Genomic DNA, 21,775 nt, shown 5'->3' on the forward strand with positions numbered 1-21,775 from the left:
CATCGTGCCGCCGAACTGCCTGTCTGGCTGCACAGATACAATTGGCATCGTCCACATGGCAGCCTAAAGTCAAAAACGCCTATCAGTCGCCTCGCCCTGATCGAGGACAACCTGTTGAAGCTCCACAACTAGGTCGTCCAGCATCACAGTGAACCGCGTACGTAGTATTTTGTCGTAGGCGGCATTCTGGATAGCCGGATACGGGCTCTTCACCCGCTGCACCACCGATTGCGGGATGATGTCGCGAGAAACATTCACGGATTTCGTGAAAAAAGTGTACCCGCCGAAGAGCCCTACTCGCGGGGGCGGTGCAGCACCACCTCGGTGTCACTGCTCGTGTTCATGCGATGGACTAGGCCGGCCAGCTGTTGACGCAGCTCGCGGTAGTTGTAAGTCTCACCCGTGTAGACGAGCACCAAGTCAGGTCGGCCATCCCCCTGGAGCATCCTCGGCTGGCGGCCGCCCTGGATATCGATGATTGCCAGGCGGTGGTGTCCCAGCGCCGCAGGCCCGCCGATCCAAGTCCCCTCGTCGTCCGGACCGTGGTTCGCTATGGTGGCCGTCATATCGGCAAGCTCCCTTCGCGCATCGGGACCTCCGAGGTCTCGATTGAAGTCGATCCATTCACAGATGCCGCACAGGTTATGTCGCCGCATTTGGGCGAAGCAGATATAAGGCCAGTGGGAAACCATCGAGGCAAAGTGACGGATCTAGCCCAGCTACGATCCGCATCCGACATTGTCGGACATCGGACAGCACCGCGATTCGCTGCATAGGAAGCCTGGAGTCGCGATTTCCCCTGGGGGAATCAGCGCATGAAAGGAGAGCTGGGTCGTGTCTGCCGAAATGAGAAATTGCTCCCCCTTATTGCATCACCGAGGAATGTTACCCAGCGCGATAGACGGACATGCCCTATCTCCCCCCGTTGCAGCTGAGGGAGATAGGGGCCAGCTCTTCATTCAACCCTCATGGAGGATGATCAGCCCAGCCATTTCCATGCGCCGGCCTTCACAAGCCGTGCACCATTCAGGTTCTTTTCCTTGAAGCGCGACGATCCTTGTCAGACGTCGCAACACTTGCTGCCGAGAGCACGAGCTCTTCCTCGAGCATGCCTTGATCTGCGCCTCGAACGGCTCGCACATGCTGGGTTTCAACGACTTCGCAGAGGTTGATATTCTGCAGTGACTTCGTCTCGCTGCTGCACGGCATTGACGCTGGGAGCCATGCTCGCGTGGCGCAATTGTGCTGAAGCCGGTGCCCACGGCAACGTTTCTTAACCCGCCCCAGATCCTGGCGTTTGGCTATTTCCGACATTCGTGTCCGGCTTCGGACAAAGGCCGGGTTTGCCGAACGGAGTCGCACCCAATTTCCAGTGCTGCTTGAGCAATAATATCGACCGGCATTACTGCACAACACGAAAGTTGCTGCAAAAACCGAAGTGAACCCAAGGCATCGGGTCAATTGGCATGGCGCTTGCGACTCGGTCGATAGAACGCAGTCAAAATCACGGTTGCAGACCATGCCTACCTCTCAAAGCTCGATAAAGCACGCGAGCAAAATTCCCCGTCTCCGCGGAAGCTCGTCGCCGTTAAACGTGCCTGCTCGGGGGCGGTCTTGCACAAGACCGGTCCGAGGCAACCACGCCAAGGCGCGAGGCTGCCGGAACTGTCGACCGAAGTCGATGCCGCTTCAGTTTAACCGAAAAATGCACCGTACCACTTTGGCCTGGAAGCAAATCAATGACCTATAGAAAGAACGTTCCTCTCGTGACCTTTCGCACGCGTGTTCGCGATGAGTCGATCGGGGGGCCAAATCCTTATCAGTGGGAGAACAAGACCTCCGACGATTATTTCGGGGGCAAGCGCATCATCCTGTTCTCGCTGCCTGGCGCCTTCACCCCGACCTGCTCGACCTTCCAACTGCCCGATTTCGAAAAACTCTATGATCAATTTCTGGAACTGCGAATTGACGCGATCTACTGCGTCTCGGTCAACGATGCTTTCGTCATGAATGCGTGGGGAAAGTCCTTGGGGCTGCAGAAGATCGAGCTGATCCCAGACGGGTCGGGCGAGTTCACGCGCAAAATGGGCATGCTGGTCGCGAAGGACAATCTGGGCTTTGGCATGCGCTCCTGGCGATACGCCGCTCTGATCGACGATGGCGTGGTGGAGCAGTGGTTCGAGGAGGAAGGCTTCTGTGACAACTGCGAGACGGACCCCTATGGCGTTTCATCCCCGCAAAACGTTCTCGACAAATTGAAGGCGGCGGCATGACCCAGAAGTGGAAAGTCTCACACAACCCAAGCACACACTAGAGCCTCCTCGGCAGATCACGGTTCAACATGCATCTCTCAGCAAGCCTGCTTCAACGCCAGAAGCAACGTATGGTCTTATCGCCTCAAGCCATTGAAGCTATTCGCTTGCTGCGATTGACGCATACTGAACTCCATCAGCTCGTGCAGCAGGCACTCGAGAAGAACCCCGTTTTGAAGCCTGACCCGTTTGACGACGATTCGCCGCTGCCAGGGGTGGATCAGCGGAGCAGTCAAAGCAGAAGCGAAATCGGCGAATCGCCCATTGGCGGGCCGTCTGGCGGGCGCGGGCAATGGAAGTCGCAACGCAGTAGCGGCAACGATCGACCTGCCGTCGAGGAGTTTACCGCCCACACCGAAACATTGCACGACCATGTCGCCCGCCAGGTCGCCCTCAACCCGTTCACCCCCCAGGAGCGGCTGATTGCCGGACAGCTCGCCGCTCATCTGGAGGACACTGGCTATCTTCAGGTAAACCTTTTCGATCTGGCCAGGACGTTAAACGTTCGGCAAGCTGATGTGGAACGGGTCATCGGAATCTTGCAGCAATTTGATCCGCCGGGCATTTTTGCGCGAACTCTCAGCGAATGCCTGGAGATTCAGCTGCGCCAGCAAGACCGGTTCGACCCGGCTATGGCAGCTTTGGTCGCCAATCTCGAGATGCTTGCACGGGGGGATTTTCAGGGATTGAAGCAGCGTTGCGGAGTCGACGAGGAGGATCTCCTCGACATGAGGAACGAAATCCGCGCGCTCGATCCCAAGCCTGGAGACCGGTTCCAGTCCGGGACGCCGGAAACCATCGTACCGGACGTCTGGGTAATGCCCAAGTCCGAAGGTGGATGGCGGGTGGAGCTTGATCCGGCCACGCTGCCCAAAGTGTTGATCAACCACACCTATGTCGCCGAAATCTCGCAGCTGACCAAGCAAAATCCGGAAGGCAAAGCGTTTCTCGACAATTGCCAGGAAAAAGGGAACTGGCTGATCAGCAGTCTCAAGCAGCGCGCTAAGACGATCCTTAAGGTTGCGACCGAAATCGTGCGCCAGCAGGATGCCTTTTTTACACACGGCGCCGCCCATCTGCGGCCTCTCTGTCTCAAAAATGTCGCTGACGAGATCGGCATGCACGAGTCGACGGTAAGCCGGGTGACTTCGAACAGGTACATGTTGACTCCGCGCGGGGTGTTCGAGCTGAAGTATTTTTTCGCTGCGCCAATCGCATCCTGCGAGGGCGGCGATGCGCACTCCGCCAAAGCTGTCTGCCATCGGATCAAGGCAATCATAGCCGAAGAATCGCTCGACAAGGTACATTCCGACGAAGACATCGTTGCTCAACTCAAGGAGACCGGCATCGATGTCGCTCGCCGTACCGTCACCAAATATCGCGAGGCGATGAACATCCCTTCCTCCATACGACGGCGCCGCGATAAGCGTTTGTCCGCAGCTGCGATCAAGCGAAGTGACTAACCGACATTCGTGGTCGGCGAGAGGCGACTCTCAACTTCCTCCGGGCCGAAGCAGCTTTCGAAGTCATGGCATTCCCCGCAACTGGGTGCTGTGCATGACGAAAAGCCTTCGGCCTCACACAGCTTGCGGTAAAAGTACTTTTTCCATTTCATGTTTTCTGTGTTGCCTGCCGCCAGCGCGGGAAAATGTCTGGCAAGCAGGCGGCTGAGCTCAGCGCGATTTGAGAGGCCAAGATCCCGCCAAAGATGGTCCATGCGCATCGCACGCCGGGCGATGATCTTGGCCAAGCGGGCGCTCGCCGGGTCGGCCGGCGCAGCATGCGCTAGCAGCAGCCGGCGTAGCAGTTCCTCTTCCAGTTCCGGCTCGGGCTCGCTCAACTCCTCCAAAGCGAATACGCTGCTGGAGGTAGACGGGAAAGTTGCGGCCAAGACATCACGCAATTCGACAGACGAAAGGCCTGTCCCCTCCGTCGCCAACACCTCGCCCGCCTGGACCTCCTCAAGCGAACGTGAATGTACGCAGGGCAGCACATGCTGATCGAAGCTCCTCCCTAGCTCGGACCCACGCCATTGCGCGCTGGATAGGCAGCCATCATCGTAACGGCCGGCTTCAGCTTCCGGCATGACAAAGCGCCTTGTTGACCGCAGGGATGATCTTGTCGCCCCAGAGCTCGATCTGGCGCAGCATCGTCTTTTGGTCGAAGTCGCCCAATTGAGTCTGAACTGCGATCTGGTCCGGTTTCAAGATATCGATCTCTTCCAGCAGGCGATCAATCACGCGATTTACGCTGCCAATCGGCAAATTTTTGCGCATGGTCTCGAAGGACAGATCCTGCTGGGTCGGTGTCTCCTGCAGCAGGTAGCCATCGTGGCTCTGTTGGCGACGCTGATGCAGGGCTTCAGAAAGCCGGCGCTGGAAGCGGGCATTGTCGAGATAGCTGTTGATCTCCAACTCGTCGTGGCTGGCATAGCAGCAGCGCAGCAGCGATATCTTGACGTCGGTGACGTTCTTTTCCTCGGATGCCGCCGCCCTCTCGACTGATTCACGCAGTGTGGTCAAAGTCTCTAAGCCGTCGTGGAAGGCTGTGACAAAAAAATTGTGCCCCTCGCGGTAGGCCCGAGCCATCCGTGCGGCTCCGCCAGCGATCCAGATAGGCGGCGTCGGCTGCTGGACTGTGCGGACCGAAATCGCTGTTGGGGGGATCTTCTCATACTGGCCGTCGTGTTCGAAGACGTTTTGGTTGAGGCCCTTGAGAATGATGTCCAGGTATTCCGAAAAGACGGCCGGCGCCTCATCGATGTCCACGCCGAACCGTTCGAACTCGAACTGCTGGTATCCCAAGCCTACGCCGAGCTCGAGACGGCCGTTCGCAACGATGTCGGCGAAGCCGATCTCGGACAGCAGGCGCTGCGGTTGGTAAAGCGGCAGCACGCAGACGGCAGTGCCCAGGCGAATCGTGCTTGTCAAGCCGCCGCAGTGCGCCACCATCATCAGCGGGGATGGTATGAGGCTGTAATTGTTGAAGTGGTGCTCAGCAAACCACGCGGTGTTGAACCCAGCCTGCTCCGAAGCGACGGCCTGTTCGATGGAGTTGCGGATGACGCTTTCTGAGGATTGGTGATAGCCACGCTGGGCGGCCAGAATGAAAGTGGCAAATTCCATGATTTCTCCTCGTTATAGACACGTCAGCCGACCGGGAATGTGCTCGGCATGCGCATGCTTGGATCTCAAGCACCTCAGGTGCGTCGTGGAGCCGAGGCTTCATAATGCTCGGCCGGTCGCCCTGCGAAGGCCTGGCAATTAACCTGCGGCCTCCGCAAAACATTCGTCATAGAGCTCGCTGGCGTTTCCCGCATCACCGAACGAGGTCCAGCCGCCGTCCACGTAGAGGATCGAGCCGTTGATGTATGAGGCGTCAGACGAAGCAAGGAAGAACGATGCATCTGCGACGTCTTCTGGCCGTCCCATCCTGCCCATGGGGATGCGTCGTCCGATTGCTGTCAGGTCGATGCGGCCGGCTTTGGCCAACTGAGCAAGTGCGGGCGTGCGGATGTGGCCAGGAGCGACGGTGGCTGTCCGAATTCCGACCGGCCCGAGTTCGGCCGCCATGCAACGGGTCAGCATATCCATCCCCGCCTTGGAGGCGCCGTAGGCATGGCGCGGCGCGAACGGCAGAAAGCTGTCGATCGACCCGAGATTGAGGATCACGCCGCCCGGGCGCATAGCCTTGATCGCTTCGCGCGCGCAGGTGAAGGCGCCGGTAAGGTTGACATCCAGGACGTGTTCGAGCTGTTTCGACAGTTGCTCGATCGCAGGCACAATCCTGTCGGCGGTATCAGCACTATTGACCAGAACATCGATATACCCGAAGCGTCCCCTCAGTTCTTCGAACATCGACACCACATCGCTCTCGACGGCCACGTCCAGCGATTTCGCCAGATGCTTGCCGGGGAGCGATGTAGCCAGCTCTGCCGCTGCAGTGCCATCTTTATCAGCAATCACGACGGTGTCGCCGTTCGCGGCAAAGCGGCGAGCGACGGCCGCGCCAATGCTTTTTGCGCCACCGGTGACGAGCACGATTCGCGCATCTGTGCATTCGGCCGGACAGGAGAGCTCGGCTTGGAGCGCACCATCCACCGGCGGGTGAGCATCCCCCGGCTGGTTGAATGACATCCAGCCTCCGTCGACTGCCAGCACCGAGCCGGTGATGTAGCGCGCCTGCGTGCTGCTCAGAAAACGCACGACCCTGGCGATCTCGTCGGGGCGAGCCAAGCGCCCCATCGGCACGCGGCGGCGTATCGCCGCGAGGTCCATTTTGCCAGCGCGTGCCAGTTCTGTGACCATTGGGGTGCGGACGGAGCCCGGCGCCACCGCCGTGACGCGGATTCCTCGCATAGCCCACTCGCATGCAAGGGACTTTGTCAACGAGATCACGCCAGCTTTCGAGGCTGCGTAGGCGTTGCGCCTGGGATTGCCGACCACGCCCGCCATCGAAGCCACATTGACGATCGCACCGCCCGGCTTCATGCGCCGCGCCGCTTCCCGGGCCATAACGAATGGCCCAATAAGGTTCACTGTCACGCCGCGTCGGAAGGTATCGACAGCGGTGTCGATGATCCTATCCATCGTGGGTCCAACCGCCGCATTGTTGATGAGGACATCGATTTGCGCGAACCGTGCTTCGACCTGGCCGAAAAGTGAGAGCATGTCCTTCTCTCGCGACACATCGCACTCCAGACCGACGTGCGGCGACCCGAGATCCCGAGCCAGTTCAACCACACCACTGCCCGGAAGGTCCACCGCAACTACAGTGTCTCCGTCCGCGGCAAGGATATCGACCAGGGCACGGCCGATCCCGCCCGCAGCGCCTGTGATGATTACGGTGCGTGCTGCCAGTTTCACGAGAGCTTCTCCACGATGACCGCTTGTGATCTCAGCCCATCAACCTTGGGCGGAATGAAGGGCCGAGCCAAATCGTTGCAGTGACCGCCAGTCGCGGCCCCACACAGATGTCGTTCCCGTAGGGCGCTCATCCTCCATTCCTACCCACTTATGCAGCTCCCAGTTGGGGACCCTCGACGCCATCTTGGTCGGTGGGGATGTGACCCTTGAGCAACTGGTAGATGGGATCGTCTGGATGTGGTGCTCCAATCGGCTGTCGCCGGCCGAACCTATCTGCCTCAAGAATCGCTGGCGGGATTTGCTCCTCAACCCAATCGTAGACGACTGTCCGTTCCGCAATTCGCCACTCGTCCTGCCTCTTCTGAAACAGATCGCAGTAACGGCCGCAAAGCAGCGTCTGACGTATTTCTTGGTCTGTATCCGGTCCGCGTTGCAGCGCGGTGAAATAGCTCTCGACCGCGGCCTCTGCTGAACTGATGAAGTCGATCAGGCTGTTCGTGATTTGATGGATGTTACGGTGCCCCGGCAGACCGAGAGCAAATTGGATGAAGTCCTCTGCCGGTCCGCAATAGGGACCGTGCCTGTCATACGCTTCGGGCCAGTATGCGCTACGCAGCGCCGCCTCATCGGCGCGGTCTATCCCGCGGCAGTACCGATACAGGCAGTTGCGGATCGCCTCTCGGTCACGCAGTTCGGTAATTTTCGCGTGGTCGACAGGGTCTGTCGCGAATTGTATGATTGTTTTGTCCTTCCCGATGCCAGTCTGCACTTTGCGTGTGTCTCTCTCTACAACTGAGTTAGCGGGGGGCTCGTCAACTTCCAGAGCTTGTTCGGGGCAGGCTCGTACCCCTTTTGAGGCAAGCAGTTGCTCCCCATCGGCAACATCAATATCACCGGGCAAGATGTAGCCGGCGTCATCAAGCTTGAAGACTCTCGGCGCCCGCGCCCAGCAGCGCGCATGACCCTGGCATCTGGCTTTATGTACGACGACACGCATAGCGAACTCCAATGTCGTTGGCTGAAACTTCAGGACCATTCCAGGATCAGATTCTCGATCCCGAACACATGGCCGCCGAAGGTGATAGGTTCAGTCCCTGTCTTGATCCGAAAGGCTGGGATGCGCGCCAGCCACTCCTCCAGGCCAATGACAATCTCCCGCCGGGCAAGGTGTGAGCCAAGACAACGATGGGGACCATAGCCAAAGGCAGCGTGCCGGTTGTCCTCGCGCGCCAGATCGATCTCATTCGGGCATTCGAATTCCGCCGGGTCACGATTGGCAATCATCGTGGCACAGGAAACATAATCTCCCTTGCGGATCGGCGCGCCTTTGAAGTCGACATCCTTCGTTGCCACTCGGATCATCTGAATGGTCGAATAGGCGCGCAGCAATTCTTCCGCAGCGACGGCAATCCGGTCAGGTTCGCTTCGTAGCAATTCCTGATCTTTGGGGTTGCGCGCGAGATGGGCCAAGTCGAAGCATATGGCTGCTGAGACCGTGTCGAGTCCCGCGACGAACACAAGCACGCCGATGCCACGGACTTCTTCGTCACTGAGCAGACGACCCTCGACCTTTGCCTTCACGATGAAGGTCATGAAATCATCGACCGGCTCCTTGCGGCGCTCGGTGGCAAGTTCGTCGATGAAGGCCACGATCGTCCGGGCTGCGGGTGGTCGTTGCTCCTTATCGCCGTGGAGCAGATCTCTAGCCCAGCCGACAAATGTTTCTAGTCCGTTGTCCGAAAGCCCAATAAAGCGAAGGAAGATATTGACCGCGAACGGAACTGCAAAATCCTTCATGATGTCGCAGCTCGTGCCTGATGCGGCGATCCTGTCGATCAGCTTGATCGCTCGTTCCCGGACAGCCGGCTCCAATGCCATTACCCGCTTTGGCGAAAGCAGCGGATTGAGCAGTGAGCGAAAAACACCGTGGAATGGCGGATCGAGCTCAAGCGGGATCATCGGCCAGCTCTCGCCGAGCACAGAGGCGAAGATGCTGCGATGGCTGGAAAACGTTTCGGTGTCCTGCAGCACCCGGCGCTGGTCGCTCGCGCGAGTGATGACCCAGGTACCCCGACCGTCGCGCGTGTTGCTGGTTGAATAAAAGATCGGAGGCCCGGCATGAACGCAAGCAACCGCTGCATGCGGATCCCCGTTAGCCGTCGGCAACATGCCGGGCGACGTAAACAGGTTGAAGTCCCTCACCATTTCGGGCGGGACATGATCTGGAACCGGCCGCGATTTAACCGCGCCAGAATCGAGAGACCGTTCATGAGATGCTGTCGGCATTTGCATGCAATCGTCGGTGCAAGCTCCGTGCCGAATTCGTCTTTCGATAATCCTTGCCGTTTGCTGGGCAACAGGTGGCGCCTGCGCTGACTTGCTGGTCGGGATTGCAACATTCTTGTCCAGCGTCGGACACAGAATGTAGAATGCTAGACAGCGACTTGGAGCAACTCAACTGGTGGGATCGCTAGCCGATCATGTGCCCGGGGAGCATCCAGTTCGAAAGCTTGCGCTAAGCGGCTTGGTGACTTGGCCGAGGTCACCAGGTGGAAACGACCAACACTTGGGGTGAGCCTAGTGGCGCTCCCCTCGATGATGTCTGGCGGGGTGGTTAGCCGCCTCCGTAGGACAAGATCAGTCTACACGAATGGACTATAGCCTCTCCTCGCATGCCTCATTGGCCGTCCTTCAGAGCCGGCCACACGAGCTTTTGTCTTTCAGCAGGGCGTTTTTCTCGCCAGCTACAGAGCCACACCGACGCCATTAATGAGCGTCCAGTCGACGGGTTGGATGGCCCTGTCCATCTTGCCCAGCACCTTGGCTTAGCATTTGCCGGTGCGGCGGAAGCCTTCAAGACGCAGTTCTTGACCTTCTCCAGATCAGCCTCGGATGGATATCGGCAAGGGTTCAGCTCGTCCTTTTGAACTTGCGCATCTTCGTGTTGGCCAACCCCAGGCCGCCCGACATATTTGCGGTCTATCCGGCACCTCAACTTCGAACAACCTTGCGGCAAGCTCTTGGGATAGCCCACGCTCGTGCCTCCACCACCCGCTCAGCAGAGCCAGATTTGTCGTTGATGGCACGGAACTTGCGGAGTCATTCGCAGATGCGTCACGGACCGAGAGTGTCGTCCCATGAATTCGATCACCAAAAAGGCCGCCCGACGTTGCTGGGACCGCCTGCAATTACCTTATCCCAGAATTGGGAGCAACGGCTTCAAAAGGGATAACTCATCACCTCAATTTTGTCGATCGCGCGGCCATCGAACCGCAGCCATCGATCAGACTTCCGCCTCGTTGCACTCATTGCGACCGCCTTGGTGCTTGCGACAACCGCTCAATTCTGGCTGCCAGGATAACCACATATGGCGACGGAACTTCCTGCTTCAAAGCAATATAGAGATCGTCGATCATCCCCCCATCAAGGCCTCGATCGAGGACACCGCGTTCGGCTTGCTTGGTTCGCAGTGAACAGACCGCACTTCGACGAATGCGATCGATGCGACCGCGCCGAGAACTCTCCCGCATTGTCGACGGTTGGGTCCGTCGGCCCTCCGATGAGGCCTCGGATGCGTCGGGCTCCGAGGCCTCGACTGATGCCGACTGGCCGCCGCCGGAAGGTCTCGCGGCTTTGATCCCCGGCGATGTAGCCACCCCTGCTGCAACAGCTCCTAGCCGGAGAACTCATTCATGACCGAATCGGCGACAGATTTAGTGGACGCGGCTTTGTTCGACCGAGATCGGCTTGACCCAGAAAGTCCCTATCAACGTTCTGGCCCTGCATGGGGTGCCATCATTTCGCTTTCCTTCGGCACCTTCGGGCTTGTGACGGCAGAGTTTCTGCCCGCCAGCGTTCTGACACCGCTCGCGCATGATCTCCGTATCACCACGGGCACGGCTGGACAGGCGCTAACAGCGGCCGCAATCGTCGCGGCGATCTCGGCACCGATAATCGCCATCGTGACAAAGCGTCTGGACCGCAGGGTCGTCATCTGGGCGATGACGCTCCTGCTGCTCCTGTCGAACGTTCTGGCGGAGGTTGCGGGGTCGCTGCCGGTTTTGCTGGCGGCACGCGTCGTCCTTGGCATATCGCTTGGTGGTTTTTGGTCAATTTCGGCAGCGTTGGCGATGCGGCTGGTTCCAAGTCACCTCATGCCGCGCGCCATGTCGGTCATCCTCACCGGCGTTTCTGTCGCCTCCGTCTGCGCGGCTCCAATCGGCGCTTATGTCGGTGACATTTGGGGATGGCGAGCCTCGTTCAAGGTCGCCGCAATCGTGAGTGCCGTTGCGCTGCTCGTGCAACTCGTAACCATTCCGCCACTGCCTCCGATCGAAGTGCGCAGATTCCGCAGTCCGCTGGATGTCGCGAAGAATCCGGCGATGAAGGTTGCGGTGCTAGTCGTGCTATTGGTCGCTTCCGGCCATTTTGCCAGCTTCGCCTACATCCGCGCCTTTCTCGAGAGCGTTCCTGCGCTCGACAAGAAGTCAATCCCGCTCGTGTTCCTTGCTTTTGGCACGGCCGGCGTCTTCGGCAATTTAGCCGGCGCATTCCTCACCAAACACAGTCTCAAGGCGGTCGCGGCCCTGCCGCCCCTGCTCATTGCCGTAGCCGCTGTCTCGCTCCTGACCATGAGAGCATCGGCCTTGACCTCGGCAATTGCAGTTGCCGTATGGGGCTTTGCTTTTGGCGCGGTCCCGGTCGGATTGCAGACATGGATGGTGCTACGCGCCGCTCCGAAACAGGCCGAGAGCGCTGGTGTACTGATGGTCATAACCTTCCAAGTGGCCATCGCAGCCGGCACAACTTGCGGTGGCCTATTGGTGGATCACACGGGTATTGCCAGTGTCTTTGTCTACAGCGCGGTTGCCACGTTCCTCGCTGTCTTGACAGTATTTTTGCTCGGCCCGAACCGCAAAACCTGACCGCCTGGTGGGGAGTGACGGTCGGCGGCGTTCACGCTATTGTCACCTCTGAGCTCGGCCCAAAGGCCGCGGCTTCGTCGTAACCATGCGGTCGATGGGGCAGCGCCAAATTGCTTCCTGCTCATCGCGTTGCGATAATACAGCGCGCTTATTGCGTCATCGTGTCCCCGGTCTCGGCTTCAATGCCCGGCTACTGGCTGCGGAGGCAGATGGGCGCCGGCGTCCCACCGACGACGATCGGTCTTTTCTCATGTAGCTGTCGGGGAAACGAGGCAGGTTTTCCGCCAGAACCCGCCAGTCGTCGCGCTCGCGTTCGCCTTCCTTGCGCGCACCGAACAACTGGATGATGATCTTGCCGTCGGACCCATATGCTTCGAGCGAGGTGACGTGACTGTCATTGGTCGGCTTGCGCACGGCCCAAACCTCACGGATTTGGTGGGTCCTGAGATGCAGCCGGAACGTTTCGTCCAGCACATGGATGCACGGCCCGATCTGCTTGACCGACTTGATTAAGCCGGAATGGGTCTGGATAGAACCTCGGTTGCCGACGAAGCACATGATCGGCAATTCGTCTTCGGCCGCACGCTGGAGCACGGCGCCAACTGCGGCATTGTCGAGCAGCCAAGCGTAATCCTGGCCGACCATGCGCAAAGCCTGGCAGCGGCTGAGCTTGAGCGTCTTTAGAAGGTTGACGTCAGTCAGCCGGCTCCAGTACTCGCGTAGGTCGTCCACCGTGCCGGCCCAGTCCGCAGTCCTCGCGCCCAGGTCGGCTACTCTCGCCTTAAGCGACATGGTCGGCTCCTGGTTGGCGGATACGAGCTCGGCCACCAGCTTTCGATAGGCATGAAGGTTGGAGACCGGCCTGAGATGCACCTTATGCACTGCTGCGCCGGCGGCGTCGAAGAATTGCAAACTGCGCTGGATTCCGCCGCGATGGCGCCTTTCAACAGCGAAACCATACCTCCAAGCCTGCGGGAAGACGCGAAGGTCGAATTCGTCACCAAGGACCATGGCGTGATTGTTGCCGGTTATCACTCTGTTGAAGACGCCAATCTTTTCGTGCACGGCACCTTGATTGCGGGTCAGCGCCGTCACTTCGCCCACGAATTCGAGGCCCGTCAGAAGGTGATTGACGCGCGGGTCGATGCGTGCCGCGCCGAAACCGCAATGGGCCGCGACCAGTTCCGCTTCCGAAATGGCCAATTGGGCGGCGAAATCACGCGCGGGAATGTTCGGACAGACTTCCCACGCACGCCGGATTTCGTTGGGCGACCGCTTCTTGCGCTGATCCATGTTTTTACCCCTGCCCCGTTCTTCTTTTGACGATCGATCGAAAAACGGGCCTCAGGGATGTGCACGGCGGACGCGATCGATCGTCAGGCACATGCCAGTCGAATCCTGTCTCCGGGCGGTCAGCGGCCAATCGCCGGTAGCGAGCGATTGTTGGGTGGTCGGCGCCAATCGGCCGATCGAGCATTCGGGTACCACCGGCGGTGCTGCTTTCCCACCAAGGCGGGTCTGATGGATCATATTGCTTTCCTTCGTTCTTCGATTGCGAGGGCAACCCAAAGGTGAATCGGCCGGCAATTTTGCCGCCGCAACGAAGGCTTCACAAAAATCGTGCCAGTTGCTCCGCGGCAAGCTCTGAACATCTTTGGCTCTGTTCATTGCTTTACGCGTGAGTGCATCGCGAACTCAGGCGCCCTTCCTGTGACGCGGACGCGACAAACCCGACAGTAAGTGTCGGTTGTCGGACGTCTCCCCAGCAATCGAGCATAAGAGACGTCGGGATGTCCTACGGTTTTTGACACGTCTTCCCTTTGGCACGGTCCATGCGAGATGATCCACGAAAACGCCGGACCGAGGAGAAATCGAGCCATGATTACGCTCACCGACAACGCTGTTGCCGCCATCAAGGCCGCTCTTTACCGCGCCAGCGAGCCGGCGGAAGGATTTCGCATCATGGTCCATGCCGGCGGCTGCGCCGGCTTCCAATACTCAATGGGCCTGGAGAGCGTCTCACGTGAGGGCGATGCGATCATCGAGCGAGATGGGCTCAAGGTGTTCATGGATAGAGGCTCCCAACCCCATGCCGCCGGCATGACCGTGGACTTCGTCACTGGGCTCGAAACATCCGGCTTTGTTTTCGATAACCCCAATGCGCGTGAGACGTGCGGCTGCGGCAAGTCCTGCAAATGATTGCGAGGGAACAGGCTATGTTCGACTATAGCGACGCCAAGGAATACTGCGTCGAACCGGTAACCGCCGGCGCTCTGGAACCGGCCGACACGCACTGTCGGCCCGGAACAATTGCGTTCGGTGATGCACCAAATCGCGATCATCGATCGTTGCCGTGGGCAAGCAAACAAAATTGCCCGAAACAGCTGAATTCCCGGCGGATGCCGCCACCAAAGGGCAATGTCGACAGCGACCGGTCAGCCAAGCCATCGCTCCCCCGGCCGCCCACCTTACCAGATACGATATGCGCCAGAGGTTCAATGGCCCGACTACCCTTGAATCATTTCAGCAGTTGAAGGATCACTCCCATGAACCCTGTCTATCTCGACAACAACGCAACGACGCGGGTTGATCCTGCAGTCGTTGGAGCGATGTTGCCTTTCTTTACGGAGCAATTTGGCAATCATTCGTCCATGCACGCCTATGGCGCATCGGTTGCTGAAGCCGTGAGAAAGGCGAGGCAACAGTTGCAAGCCCTCATCGGCGCGGGATTCGAGGACGAGATCATCTTCACCTCGGGCGGGACTGAAAGCGACAGTACAGCCATCCTTTCGGCGCTGGAGGTGATGCCCGACCGAACGGAAATAGTGACTTCCGCGGTTGAACATCCGGCCGTTCTGAAGTTGTGCGCGCACCTTGAGAAGACGCGCGGCGTCAAGGTGCACATTATCCCAGTCGATCACTACGGCCGGCTCGACCTGGACGCCTACAGAACCGCCCTCACCCCACAAGTGGCAATCGTCTCGATAATGTGGGCGAACAATGAGACCGGTACGATCTTTCCCGTGGTTAAGCTTGCCGATCTAGCCAGGGAAGTCGGCGCGCTTTTCCACACTGATGCAGTGCAGGCGGTCGGAAGGCTTCCGATTGAGCTGAAATCGACCGCGATCGACATGCTGTCGCTCTCCGCCCACAAGCTGCATGGTCCAAAGGGGATAGGCGCGCTTTATGTAAGACGTGGCGTGCGCTTCTCCTCCATGATCAAGGGTGGGCACCAAGAGCGCGACCGGCGTGCAGGCACTGAAAACACACCCGGCATAGTCGGACTGGGCATGGCGGCCGAACTCGCCTTGAAATTCATGGACGAGACAAAACGAATAAAATGGTTGCGCGACCGCCTTGAGAACGGGATCATCCAGCGCATCCCAAACACATCCATCAACGGCGATCCGCAAGAGCGATTGCCAAACACTGCAAACATTGGATTCGAAGGTATCGAAGGCGATGCAATTCCAATTGTCCTGAGCCGGCTGGGAATCGCCTGTTCCGCCGGGTCCGCCTGTGCCTCTGGCTCACTGGAACCGAGCCATGTTCTGATCGCTATGAACGCGGCATGTGGGGCAGTCCGCTTCTCCTTGTCGCGTGACAACGGCGAAGATGACGTAGACCGCGTGCTTGAGGTCCTGCCTGCGATCACCGAGAAGCTACGGGCCGTTCCCAGTGCTGGACTGTGCGGGCGAGGTGCAGAACAGCTTCATTCCGGCCCGGGTCCGAGCGGCACAATAGCCGACGAGCCGTGAGGTCTTCCTCAACGTGACGACCCTGCGCAAGGAGAGCAGTTAAACTCGGGGTCGCCTTCACCACTTCAGAAAAGCTTGAGATCGCCAAGTCTCTTGCCCAGCCGCCGTGCCAGAGGTCGGCACGCCGTCAGCAATGTCACCAATGCATCGACACCACAATTTCGCGCCGGGAGAATACAATGAACTGCTCCGCTGATAGCCGCCCGATCGATCGCACCGATATCCTAGCGCGACTGAAGGGCCTGTCGGCCGCGGAGGACTTCTTCGCCTGCCTTGACGTCTCCTACGACCCGAAAGTGATGAATGTCTCGCGGCTCCATATCATGAAGCGCGTGGGCCAATACCTTGCCGAAGAAGATTTCTCCGGTCTGCCTAACCAGGTAATCGCCGCGCGGGTGCGCGCCAAGCTGGAACGCGCCTACGAAGATTTCGCGACTTCCTCGCCGCTCACGCAACGTGTGTTCAAGGTGCTAAGGGACCACGATCCAAACATATGTCCCGCACCTGGCCGCGCCTTCGTCCCGCTCGACTCTGCACTGAAGCGGTTCGGAAAGTAATGAGCCCGACACGGCTGCGACGCGACAATGTCGAGAAGTCGACAAATCCAGTCCTCATGACGCCTCCTCGGAAGCAAACGAAGCCACCTTCTGGAATAGAGGCAGGAAGACGACTTGGCATGAACGATGCAGGCAATGAGGTGAACCGCCAAGCACGAATCCGGACTGGGAGCTTAGAGAAACCGCCAATGCATATCGTAGTCTGCATCAAGCAGGTGCCGGATTCGGCACAGATCCGCGTGCACCCGGTGACGAACACGATCATGCGTCAGGGTGTTCCGACCATCATCAATCCTTACGACCTGTTCGCCCTCGAAGAAGCGCTCAAACTGCGCGACGTTCATGGTGGCGAGGTTACTGTGCTCACAATGGGTCCGCCCATGGCGGAGGACTCGCTGCGAAAGGCGCTCGGTTACGGTGCTGACCGAGCAGTTCTCTTGACGGACCGCTATTTTGCCGGATCCGATACGCTGGCGACTTCCTTTGCTCTTTCGCAAGCAATCGCAAAAATTGGGGAGACTTTCGGCAGGCCGGACATCGTCTTCACCGGCAAGCAGACGATTGACGGCGATACCGCCCAGGTCGGACCGGGCATAGCCAAGCGCCTAGATTTATCGCAACTTACCTATGTCGCGAAGATTGCCTCCATCGATCTCGATACGCGAGAGATCGAAGTCGCTCGTCGCGCCGAAGGCGGCACCCAGTTGCTGAAGAGCAGACTCCCTTGCCTCATTACCATGCTGGAAGACACCAACGAAATCCGCCGGGGCTCGCTCCAGCAGGCTCTGTGCGCGGCGCGCAGCCAAGTCGTGAAGTGGACTGCAGCCGACGCCGGCATTGACGATCTCACCCGGTGCGGTCTGCGTGGCTCGCCTACAGTCGTCAAGCGTGTTTTCGCCCCCACCGCACGGGCAGAAAGGGCGGCGCAGATCGACACCGCGGAAAGGGGCTTGCAGGACATAGCCGATGAACTCATCGCCGATATCTTAACCCGCCGGCCGGCGCTGGAACATGAGCTGGCCTTCAACAGCGGCACGTGACGGCCAGGAGCAGAAAATGTCGACCGCAAGCCAAACTACCCCTCGCATTGCCCCCGGCCGTGCCGGTGTAAAGAAAGAACTTCCCGACCGTTTCAAAGACTACCGGCACGTGTGGGTCTTCCTCGAGCTCGAACGCGGCAATGTGCATCCTGTATCATTCGAACTGCTGGGCGAAGGCCGCAAATTAGCCGACAAGCTTGAAGTCCAGCTCGCGGGCGTCGTGCTGGGACCGCCGGGCGAGATGGTCGAGGACGCTGTTGCCGAGGCCTTCGCTTACGGGGCGGATCTTGTCTACATCGTCGATGCGCCGCCGCTCGCCGACTACCGGAACGAGCCGTTCGCCAAGGCGCTCACGGATCTGGTCAATACCCATAAACCCGAAATCCTCCTTCTCGGCGCGACCACACTGGGCAGGGATCTTGCAGGCTCGGTAGCGACGACCCTGCAGACGGGGCTCACGGCCGACTGCACCGAACTTGATGTAGATTCCGACGGTTCACTCGCCGCGACCCGTCCGACTTTTGGTGGCTCATTGTTGTGTACGATCTATACACTAAATTACCGGCCGCAAATGGCGACGGTGCGACCAAGGGTCATGCCTATGCCGCAACGGGTGGATAAGCCGGTCGGGCGTGTCATGCGGCACAAGCTGTCGCTCGTTGAGGACGATATCGTCACCAAAGTCCTCGGCTTCCTACCGGATAACCAGTCGGCAATGGCAAATCTTGCCTATGCGGATGTCGTGGTTGCGGGAGGCCTCGGTCTCGGAGCGGCGGAGAACCTTCAGCTTGTGAAGAATCTTGCCCGAGCGATCGGCGCCGAGCATGGCTGTTCGCGCCCCTTGGTCCAGAAGGGCTGGATGCCGGCTGATCGACAGATTGGACAAACTGGCAAGACCATTCGACCGAAGCTTTACATCGCGGCCGGAATTTCCGGCGCCATCCAGCACCGAGTTGGGGTCGAGGGGGCCGATCTCATCGTCGCGATCAACACCGATCCGAACGCGCCGATTTTCGAGTTCGCCCACCTCGGGATCGTCACGGATGCAATCCGCTTCCTGCCCGCACTGACGGAAGCCTTCACCCGGCGGCTGTCGCCGCACAGTCGAGACAAGCTTGCGAGTTGAGGGAGAGGACATGATTGAACAATTCGATGCCATTGTGGTCGGAGCCGGCATGTCTGGAAACGCAGCTGCTTACACTTTGGCAAGCCAGGGGCTGAAGGTCCTGCAGTTGGAGCGCGGGGAATATCCGGGCTCTAAGAACGTCCAGGGTGCCATAATGTACGCGAACATGCTGGAGAAGATCATCCCGGACTTCCGGGATGATGCGCCCCTCGAGCGGCACCTGGTCGAACAGCGACTTTGGGTGATGGACGACACGTCTCACACCGGAATTCATTACCGGTCGGACGACTTCAATGAGGCGAAACCCAACCGCTACACGATCATCCGCGCCCAGTTCGACAAATGGTTTTCCCGCAAGGTGCGCGAGGCTGGCGCGACGGTCCTGTGTGAGACGACCGCGACGGAACTCGTCCGTGATGGCAATGGCAAGGTGATCGGCGTCCGCACAGACCGGGCTGGCGGAGTGGTCTTCGCGAATGTGGTCGTTCTCGCAGAAGGGGTGTCGGGATTGCTTGGCACTCGCGCAGGCCTGCGCGAGATGCCGAAGCCGGAGACCGTGGCGATTGCCGTCAAGGAAATGCATTTCTTGCCCGAAGAGGTCATTGGCCAGCGGTTCGGGGTGAAGGGCGATGAAGGCTGCGTAATCGAGGCCGTGGGCACGATCTCTCGCAGCATGGCCGGGCTCGGCTTCCTTTACACCAATAAGGAGTCGATTTCACTCGGCATCGGCTGCCTGGTCTCGGATTTCGCCGCGACGATGGAGAGCCCGTCCGCCCTCCTGGATGCGATGAAAAACCATCCTTCGATCCGGCCGCTGATCGCTGGCTCGGAGGTGAAAGAATATGCCGCCCATCTTATCCCCGAAGGTGGTTACAGGGCCATTCCGCAGCTATTCGGCGACGGTTGGGTCATCGTCGGCGACGCAGCGCAACTGAACAATGCCATTCACCGTGAGGGTTCGAACCTTGCCATGACCTCGGGTCGTGTCGCGGCTGAGGCGATCATCAAAGTCAAAAGCCGCAACGGTCCTATGACCAAAGCGAACCTTGCGCTCTACAAGACGATGCTGGATGACTCCTTTGTGATCAAGGATCTTAAGAAATACAAGGACATGCCAGCCTTACTCCACACCAATTCCAGCAACTTTTTTGACAGCTATCCGCGGTTGATGTCGCATGCCGCTCAGACCTTCATGCGTGTCGACGGCACGCCGAAGATCGAGAAGGAAAAGAACACCACGGCCGCCTTCATCAACGCGCGCTCGCGCTGGGGGTTGGTCAGCGACGCGGTCCGCCTGGCATTGGCATGGCGCTGAAGAGGGTACAAGATGACGATCGCAGTGACGAAGGTTCGTGTCGAGGACAAACTTTACCAGAACCGCTATCTGGTCGATTCCGGCCGCCCCCATATCATAGTGCGACCGCACGACAAGCCAAGCGCGAACTTGCTTGCGTTGACCTACGTCTGTCCGGCGAAATGCTATGAGTTGAATGACAAGGGTCAAGTCGAGATCACCGCCGACGGCTGCATGGAATGCGGCACCTGCCGGATATTGTGCGAGAAAGGCGGCGACATCGAGTGGAACTATCCGCGCGGCGGCTTTGGTGTCCTGTTCAAGTTCGGATGATCAGCCGGTGCCAAGAGCATGCCGGCAGCGAGCAACTGCGGCACACCATGAGCCTCTCCATCCACTTGCAAAGAGCTAGTGAATATTGGGTTTCGCAATTCAAGTTTCCTCGACTTGGTAGGGGTATCCTCAGGCCACGGGGCGCCTGTGCCGGACTTACCACCGGTAACGTGGTCGAGCCCCTTTGGACAATGTCCGGCCATCGTGCCGGATGGCAGCCACAACGGCCGGTGAGCAAATGGAACGGCACAATCCATGATAAAGACGTATGTGCTAGTGCATGGTGCCTGGCATGGCGGATGGTGTTGGCGGGACGTCGCCGCCAATCTTCGCAAGATGGGATGCCACGTGACCACGCCTACCCAGACAGGTGTCGGCGAACGCGCACGTTTGCTGTGCAAGGACATCACGCCCGACACATTCGTGACCGACATCGTCAACCACATTGTAACGGAAGAGCTGAGCGATGTGATCCTTGTCGGTCACAGTCTAGGCGGCATCAGCATCACCGGCGCCGCCGACCGGATACCCGACCATATCAGCCATCTCGTTTATCTCGACGGCGCCATCGTCGAGAGCGGTCAAAGTGTATTCAGCACCATGCCCCCCGACATCGTCGCCGCCCGTCGAAAATTGGTTGCGGAGGAAGGACGGGGTATCTTCATGCCGACTCCGCCGCCAACAGCATTCGGCACTCCCGAGGGACACTCGCTCACGGACTGGGTGCGGCGCCGGATAACACCGCATCCGGCAGGCACCTACGAAAGCGGACTTAAGCTCGAGCACCCGCTCGGCAACGGCAGACCCCGAACCTATGTCGTCTGCACTAATCCACTCCACCCGCCGATGGCGGGAGCGCGAGAATGGGTCGCGAAGCAGGATGGCTGGGCGTGGCAGGAACTCGCCACTGGCCACGACGCAATGATCCTCGCGCCGACGGAAGTTGCTCTCCTTCTTAGCGCTGTCGGCTGAGGAACCAAGTAGGGGGAGCGGCGGCCGATTCTCAGGCCGTGGCCTTGAGCTCTGGTGCAAGGATGTAGGCCCAACGGGTCGTTCCGGTGGCGCCACCGAAACCACTAGGCGGGAGTGGCCTGTCCTGCCGACGTCGCAAGCTTGCGAGCGTTCCGCCGCGGCCGCAGCCCGTAGCGCCGGGCAACCTCCGAGATCACCGCGTCGGCTCCAGGGTCTCGGAGATGACTCCGTGCCTTGTCGTCCATCGACCAATGCCGCCGACCAACAGCGCCGTTGATCACCCTCGAAAACGCCGAGGCTGCCGCTCAGGGTCAATCGTAAGTTCAAGTTCAGACACAAGCCGATCTCCGATCCACCTCAGAATCGGCAGGCCCACAGATCGCGGGTCCTCCTGGAAGGACACAGCGCTTACCCTTGAAATATGGAGAACCATGGCTTTGCGCCGTCGGCAGTTGAGCTGATCTCGCAATGCTATTTCCCCGGCAACGTCCGCGAGCCGGAGAACTGCGTGCTTGGCGTTCTCCTCTGGAAGGAACCAATCTTTCGGAACGTGGCAATGTCATCGACGAGCTCTCACGGGCCAGCACGATGCC

The 21,775-nt window shown here is 59.2% G+C and carries 18 protein-coding genes and 3 pseudogenes; 12 read left to right on the forward strand and 9 right to left on the reverse strand.

Going from position 1 to position 21,775, the window contains the following annotated elements; translation table 11 throughout:
• A pseudogene (locus ENZ75_RS00540) lies at positions 1–132 on the forward strand (IS481 family transposase); the annotation flags it as partial.
• Positions 133–293: 161 nt separating this feature from the next.
• Here the strand turns inward: ENZ75_RS00540 and ENZ75_RS00545 are convergent.
• A complete protein-coding gene (locus ENZ75_RS00545) occupies positions 294–566 on the reverse strand; it encodes a hypothetical protein (RefSeq protein WP_199489650.1) in 273 nt (90 codons plus the stop codon).
• 1,173 nt (positions 567–1,739) lie between these two features.
• Here ENZ75_RS00545 and ENZ75_RS00550 point away from each other — a divergent pair.
• Entirely contained in the window at positions 1,740–2,273 is a 534-nt protein-coding gene (locus ENZ75_RS00550; protein ID WP_063169380.1) for a peroxiredoxin, read from the forward strand.
• A 68-nt stretch (positions 2,274–2,341) separates the two neighbouring features.
• Entirely contained in the window at positions 2,342–3,775 is a 1,434-nt protein-coding gene (rpoN, locus tag ENZ75_RS00555) for an RNA polymerase factor sigma-54 (protein ID WP_063169381.1), read from the forward strand.
• On the opposite strand, the gene ENZ75_RS00560 is transcribed toward rpoN, so the two are convergent.
• From ENZ75_RS00560 to ENZ75_RS00580, 6 genes and pseudogenes are all read right to left on the reverse strand, one after another.
• Entirely contained in the window at positions 3,772–4,398 is a 627-nt protein-coding gene (locus tag ENZ75_RS00560) for a nitrogen fixation protein NifQ (RefSeq protein ID WP_063169382.1), read from the reverse strand. The two genes, rpoN and ENZ75_RS00560, sit on opposite strands and share 4 nt — an antisense overlap.
• Positions 4,385–5,437, reverse strand: a complete 1,053-nt coding sequence (locus ENZ75_RS00565; protein ID WP_063169383.1) for an LLM class flavin-dependent oxidoreductase — start codon at positions 5,435–5,437, stop codon at positions 4,385–4,387. The genes ENZ75_RS00560 and ENZ75_RS00565 overlap by 14 nt, the downstream gene beginning before the upstream one ends.
• A gap of 138 nt (positions 5,438–5,575) precedes the next feature.
• Positions 5,576–7,177: an SDR family oxidoreductase gene (locus ENZ75_RS00570; protein WP_063169384.1), complete on the reverse strand. Its 1,602-nt coding sequence runs from the start codon at positions 7,175–7,177 to the stop codon at positions 5,576–5,578.
• 148 nt (positions 7,178–7,325) lie between these two features.
• Entirely contained in the window at positions 7,326–7,913 is a 588-nt protein-coding gene (locus tag ENZ75_RS00575; RefSeq protein ID WP_050580531.1) for a nuclear transport factor 2 family protein, read from the reverse strand.
• A gap of 138 nt (positions 7,914–8,051) precedes the next feature.
• Positions 8,052–8,213, reverse strand: a pseudogene (locus ENZ75_RS34870) (ferredoxin); the annotation flags it as partial.
• Complete coding sequence (locus tag ENZ75_RS00580; RefSeq protein ID WP_063169385.1) at positions 8,204–9,382, reverse strand: cytochrome P450; 1,179 nt, start codon at positions 9,380–9,382, stop codon at positions 8,204–8,206. The pseudogene ENZ75_RS34870 and the gene ENZ75_RS00580, both read right to left, overlap by 10 nt.
• 1,487 nt (positions 9,383–10,869) lie before the next feature.
• On the opposite strand from ENZ75_RS00580, the gene ENZ75_RS00585 reads away from it, so the two are divergent.
• Positions 10,870–12,102, forward strand: a complete 1,233-nt coding sequence (locus ENZ75_RS00585) for an MFS transporter (RefSeq protein ID WP_128277859.1) — start codon at positions 10,870–10,872, stop codon at positions 12,100–12,102.
• 261 nt (positions 12,103–12,363) lie between these two features.
• Here the strand turns inward: ENZ75_RS00585 and ENZ75_RS00590 are convergent.
• Positions 12,364–13,395 (reverse strand): annotated as a pseudogene (locus ENZ75_RS00590) (ChuX/HutX family heme-like substrate-binding protein); the annotation flags it as partial.
• Between the two features lie 51 nt (positions 13,396–13,446).
• Positions 13,447–13,770, reverse strand: coding sequence for a hypothetical protein (locus ENZ75_RS00595; RefSeq protein WP_126066777.1), 324 nt, complete (start codon positions 13,768–13,770; stop codon positions 13,447–13,449).
• A 210-nt stretch (positions 13,771–13,980) separates the two neighbouring features.
• On the opposite strand from ENZ75_RS00595, the gene ENZ75_RS00600 reads away from it, so the two are divergent.
• The 8 genes from ENZ75_RS00600 to ENZ75_RS00635 all read left to right on the forward strand — a co-directional run bounded on the left by ENZ75_RS00600 (position 13,981) and on the right by ENZ75_RS00635 (position 21,182).
• A complete protein-coding gene (locus ENZ75_RS00600; protein ID WP_029356570.1) occupies positions 13,981–14,301 on the forward strand; it encodes an iron-sulfur cluster assembly accessory protein in 321 nt (106 codons plus the stop codon).
• A gap of 347 nt (positions 14,302–14,648) precedes the next feature.
• Positions 14,649–15,860, forward strand: coding sequence for a cysteine desulfurase NifS (gene nifS / locus ENZ75_RS00605; protein ID WP_063169388.1), 1,212 nt, complete (start codon positions 14,649–14,651; stop codon positions 15,858–15,860).
• Between the two features lie 179 nt (positions 15,861–16,039).
• On the forward strand, positions 16,040–16,417 hold the full coding sequence (nifW, locus tag ENZ75_RS00610; protein ID WP_063169389.1) for a nitrogenase stabilizing/protective protein NifW: 378 nt from the start codon (positions 16,040–16,042) through the stop codon (positions 16,415–16,417).
• Between the two features lie 188 nt (positions 16,418–16,605).
• Positions 16,606–17,457 carry an electron transfer flavoprotein subunit beta/FixA family protein gene (locus ENZ75_RS00615; protein WP_063169390.1) on the forward strand — a complete coding sequence of 284 codons (852 nt, stop codon included), beginning with the start codon at positions 16,606–16,608 and terminating at the stop codon, positions 17,455–17,457.
• Positions 17,458–17,473: 16 nt separating this feature from the next.
• On the forward strand, positions 17,474–18,583 hold the full coding sequence (locus tag ENZ75_RS00620) for an electron transfer flavoprotein subunit alpha/FixB family protein (RefSeq protein WP_024505237.1): 1,110 nt from the start codon (positions 17,474–17,476) through the stop codon (positions 18,581–18,583).
• Between the two features lie 10 nt (positions 18,584–18,593).
• A complete protein-coding gene (locus ENZ75_RS00625; RefSeq protein ID WP_063169391.1) occupies positions 18,594–19,898 on the forward strand; it encodes an FAD-binding protein in 1,305 nt (434 codons plus the stop codon).
• Positions 19,899–19,910: 12 nt separating this feature from the next.
• Positions 19,911–20,210 (forward strand): ferredoxin family protein, encoded by a 300-nt coding sequence (locus tag ENZ75_RS00630; RefSeq protein WP_024505235.1) that lies wholly within the window; start codon positions 19,911–19,913, stop codon positions 20,208–20,210.
• A 255-nt stretch (positions 20,211–20,465) separates the two neighbouring features.
• Complete coding sequence (locus tag ENZ75_RS00635) at positions 20,466–21,182, forward strand: alpha/beta fold hydrolase (protein ID WP_063169392.1); 717 nt, start codon at positions 20,466–20,468, stop codon at positions 21,180–21,182.
• The last annotated feature ends 593 nt before the right edge of the window (positions 21,183–21,775 follow it).

This window comes from Mesorhizobium sp. M7A.F.Ca.CA.002.04.1.1 (assembly GCF_004022805.1).
Lineage (GTDB): Bacteria > Pseudomonadota > Alphaproteobacteria > Rhizobiales > Rhizobiaceae > Mesorhizobium > Mesorhizobium ciceri.

Bases quoted from the DNA above. Each gene is read 5' to 3' on its own strand.
- ENZ75_RS00545 (WP_199489650.1), bottom strand. From the start codon at position 566: ATGACGGCCACCATAGCGAACCACGGTCCGGACGACGAGGGGACTTGG.
- ENZ75_RS00550 (WP_063169380.1), top strand. From the start codon at position 1,740: ATGACCTATAGAAAGAACGTTCCTCTCGTGACCTTTCGCACGCGTGTT.
- rpoN (WP_063169381.1), top strand. From the start codon at position 2,342: ATGCATCTCTCAGCAAGCCTGCTTCAACGCCAGAAGCAACGTATGGTC.
- ENZ75_RS00560 (WP_063169382.1), bottom strand. From the start codon at position 4,398: ATGCCGGAAGCTGAAGCCGGCCGTTACGATGATGGCTGCCTATCCAGC.
- ENZ75_RS00565 (WP_063169383.1), bottom strand. From the start codon at position 5,437: ATGGAATTTGCCACTTTCATTCTGGCCGCCCAGCGTGGCTATCACCAA.
- ENZ75_RS00580 (WP_063169385.1), bottom strand. From the start codon at position 9,382: ATGGTGAGGGACTTCAACCTGTTTACGTCGCCCGGCATGTTGCCGACG.
- ENZ75_RS00585 (WP_128277859.1), top strand. From the start codon at position 10,870: ATGACCGAATCGGCGACAGATTTAGTGGACGCGGCTTTGTTCGACCGA.
- ENZ75_RS00595 (WP_126066777.1), bottom strand. From the start codon at position 13,770: ATGAACAGAGCCAAAGATGTTCAGAGCTTGCCGCGGAGCAACTGGCAC.
- ENZ75_RS00600 (WP_029356570.1), top strand. From the start codon at position 13,981: ATGATTACGCTCACCGACAACGCTGTTGCCGCCATCAAGGCCGCTCTT.
- nifS (WP_063169388.1), top strand. From the start codon at position 14,649: ATGAACCCTGTCTATCTCGACAACAACGCAACGACGCGGGTTGATCCT.
- nifW (WP_063169389.1), top strand. From the start codon at position 16,040: ATGAACTGCTCCGCTGATAGCCGCCCGATCGATCGCACCGATATCCTA.
- ENZ75_RS00615 (WP_063169390.1), top strand. From the start codon at position 16,606: ATGCATATCGTAGTCTGCATCAAGCAGGTGCCGGATTCGGCACAGATC.
- ENZ75_RS00620 (WP_024505237.1), top strand. From the start codon at position 17,474: ATGTCGACCGCAAGCCAAACTACCCCTCGCATTGCCCCCGGCCGTGCC.
- ENZ75_RS00625 (WP_063169391.1), top strand. From the start codon at position 18,594: ATGATTGAACAATTCGATGCCATTGTGGTCGGAGCCGGCATGTCTGGA.
- ENZ75_RS00630 (WP_024505235.1), top strand. From the start codon at position 19,911: ATGACGATCGCAGTGACGAAGGTTCGTGTCGAGGACAAACTTTACCAG.
- ENZ75_RS00635 (WP_063169392.1), top strand. From the start codon at position 20,466: ATGATAAAGACGTATGTGCTAGTGCATGGTGCCTGGCATGGCGGATGG.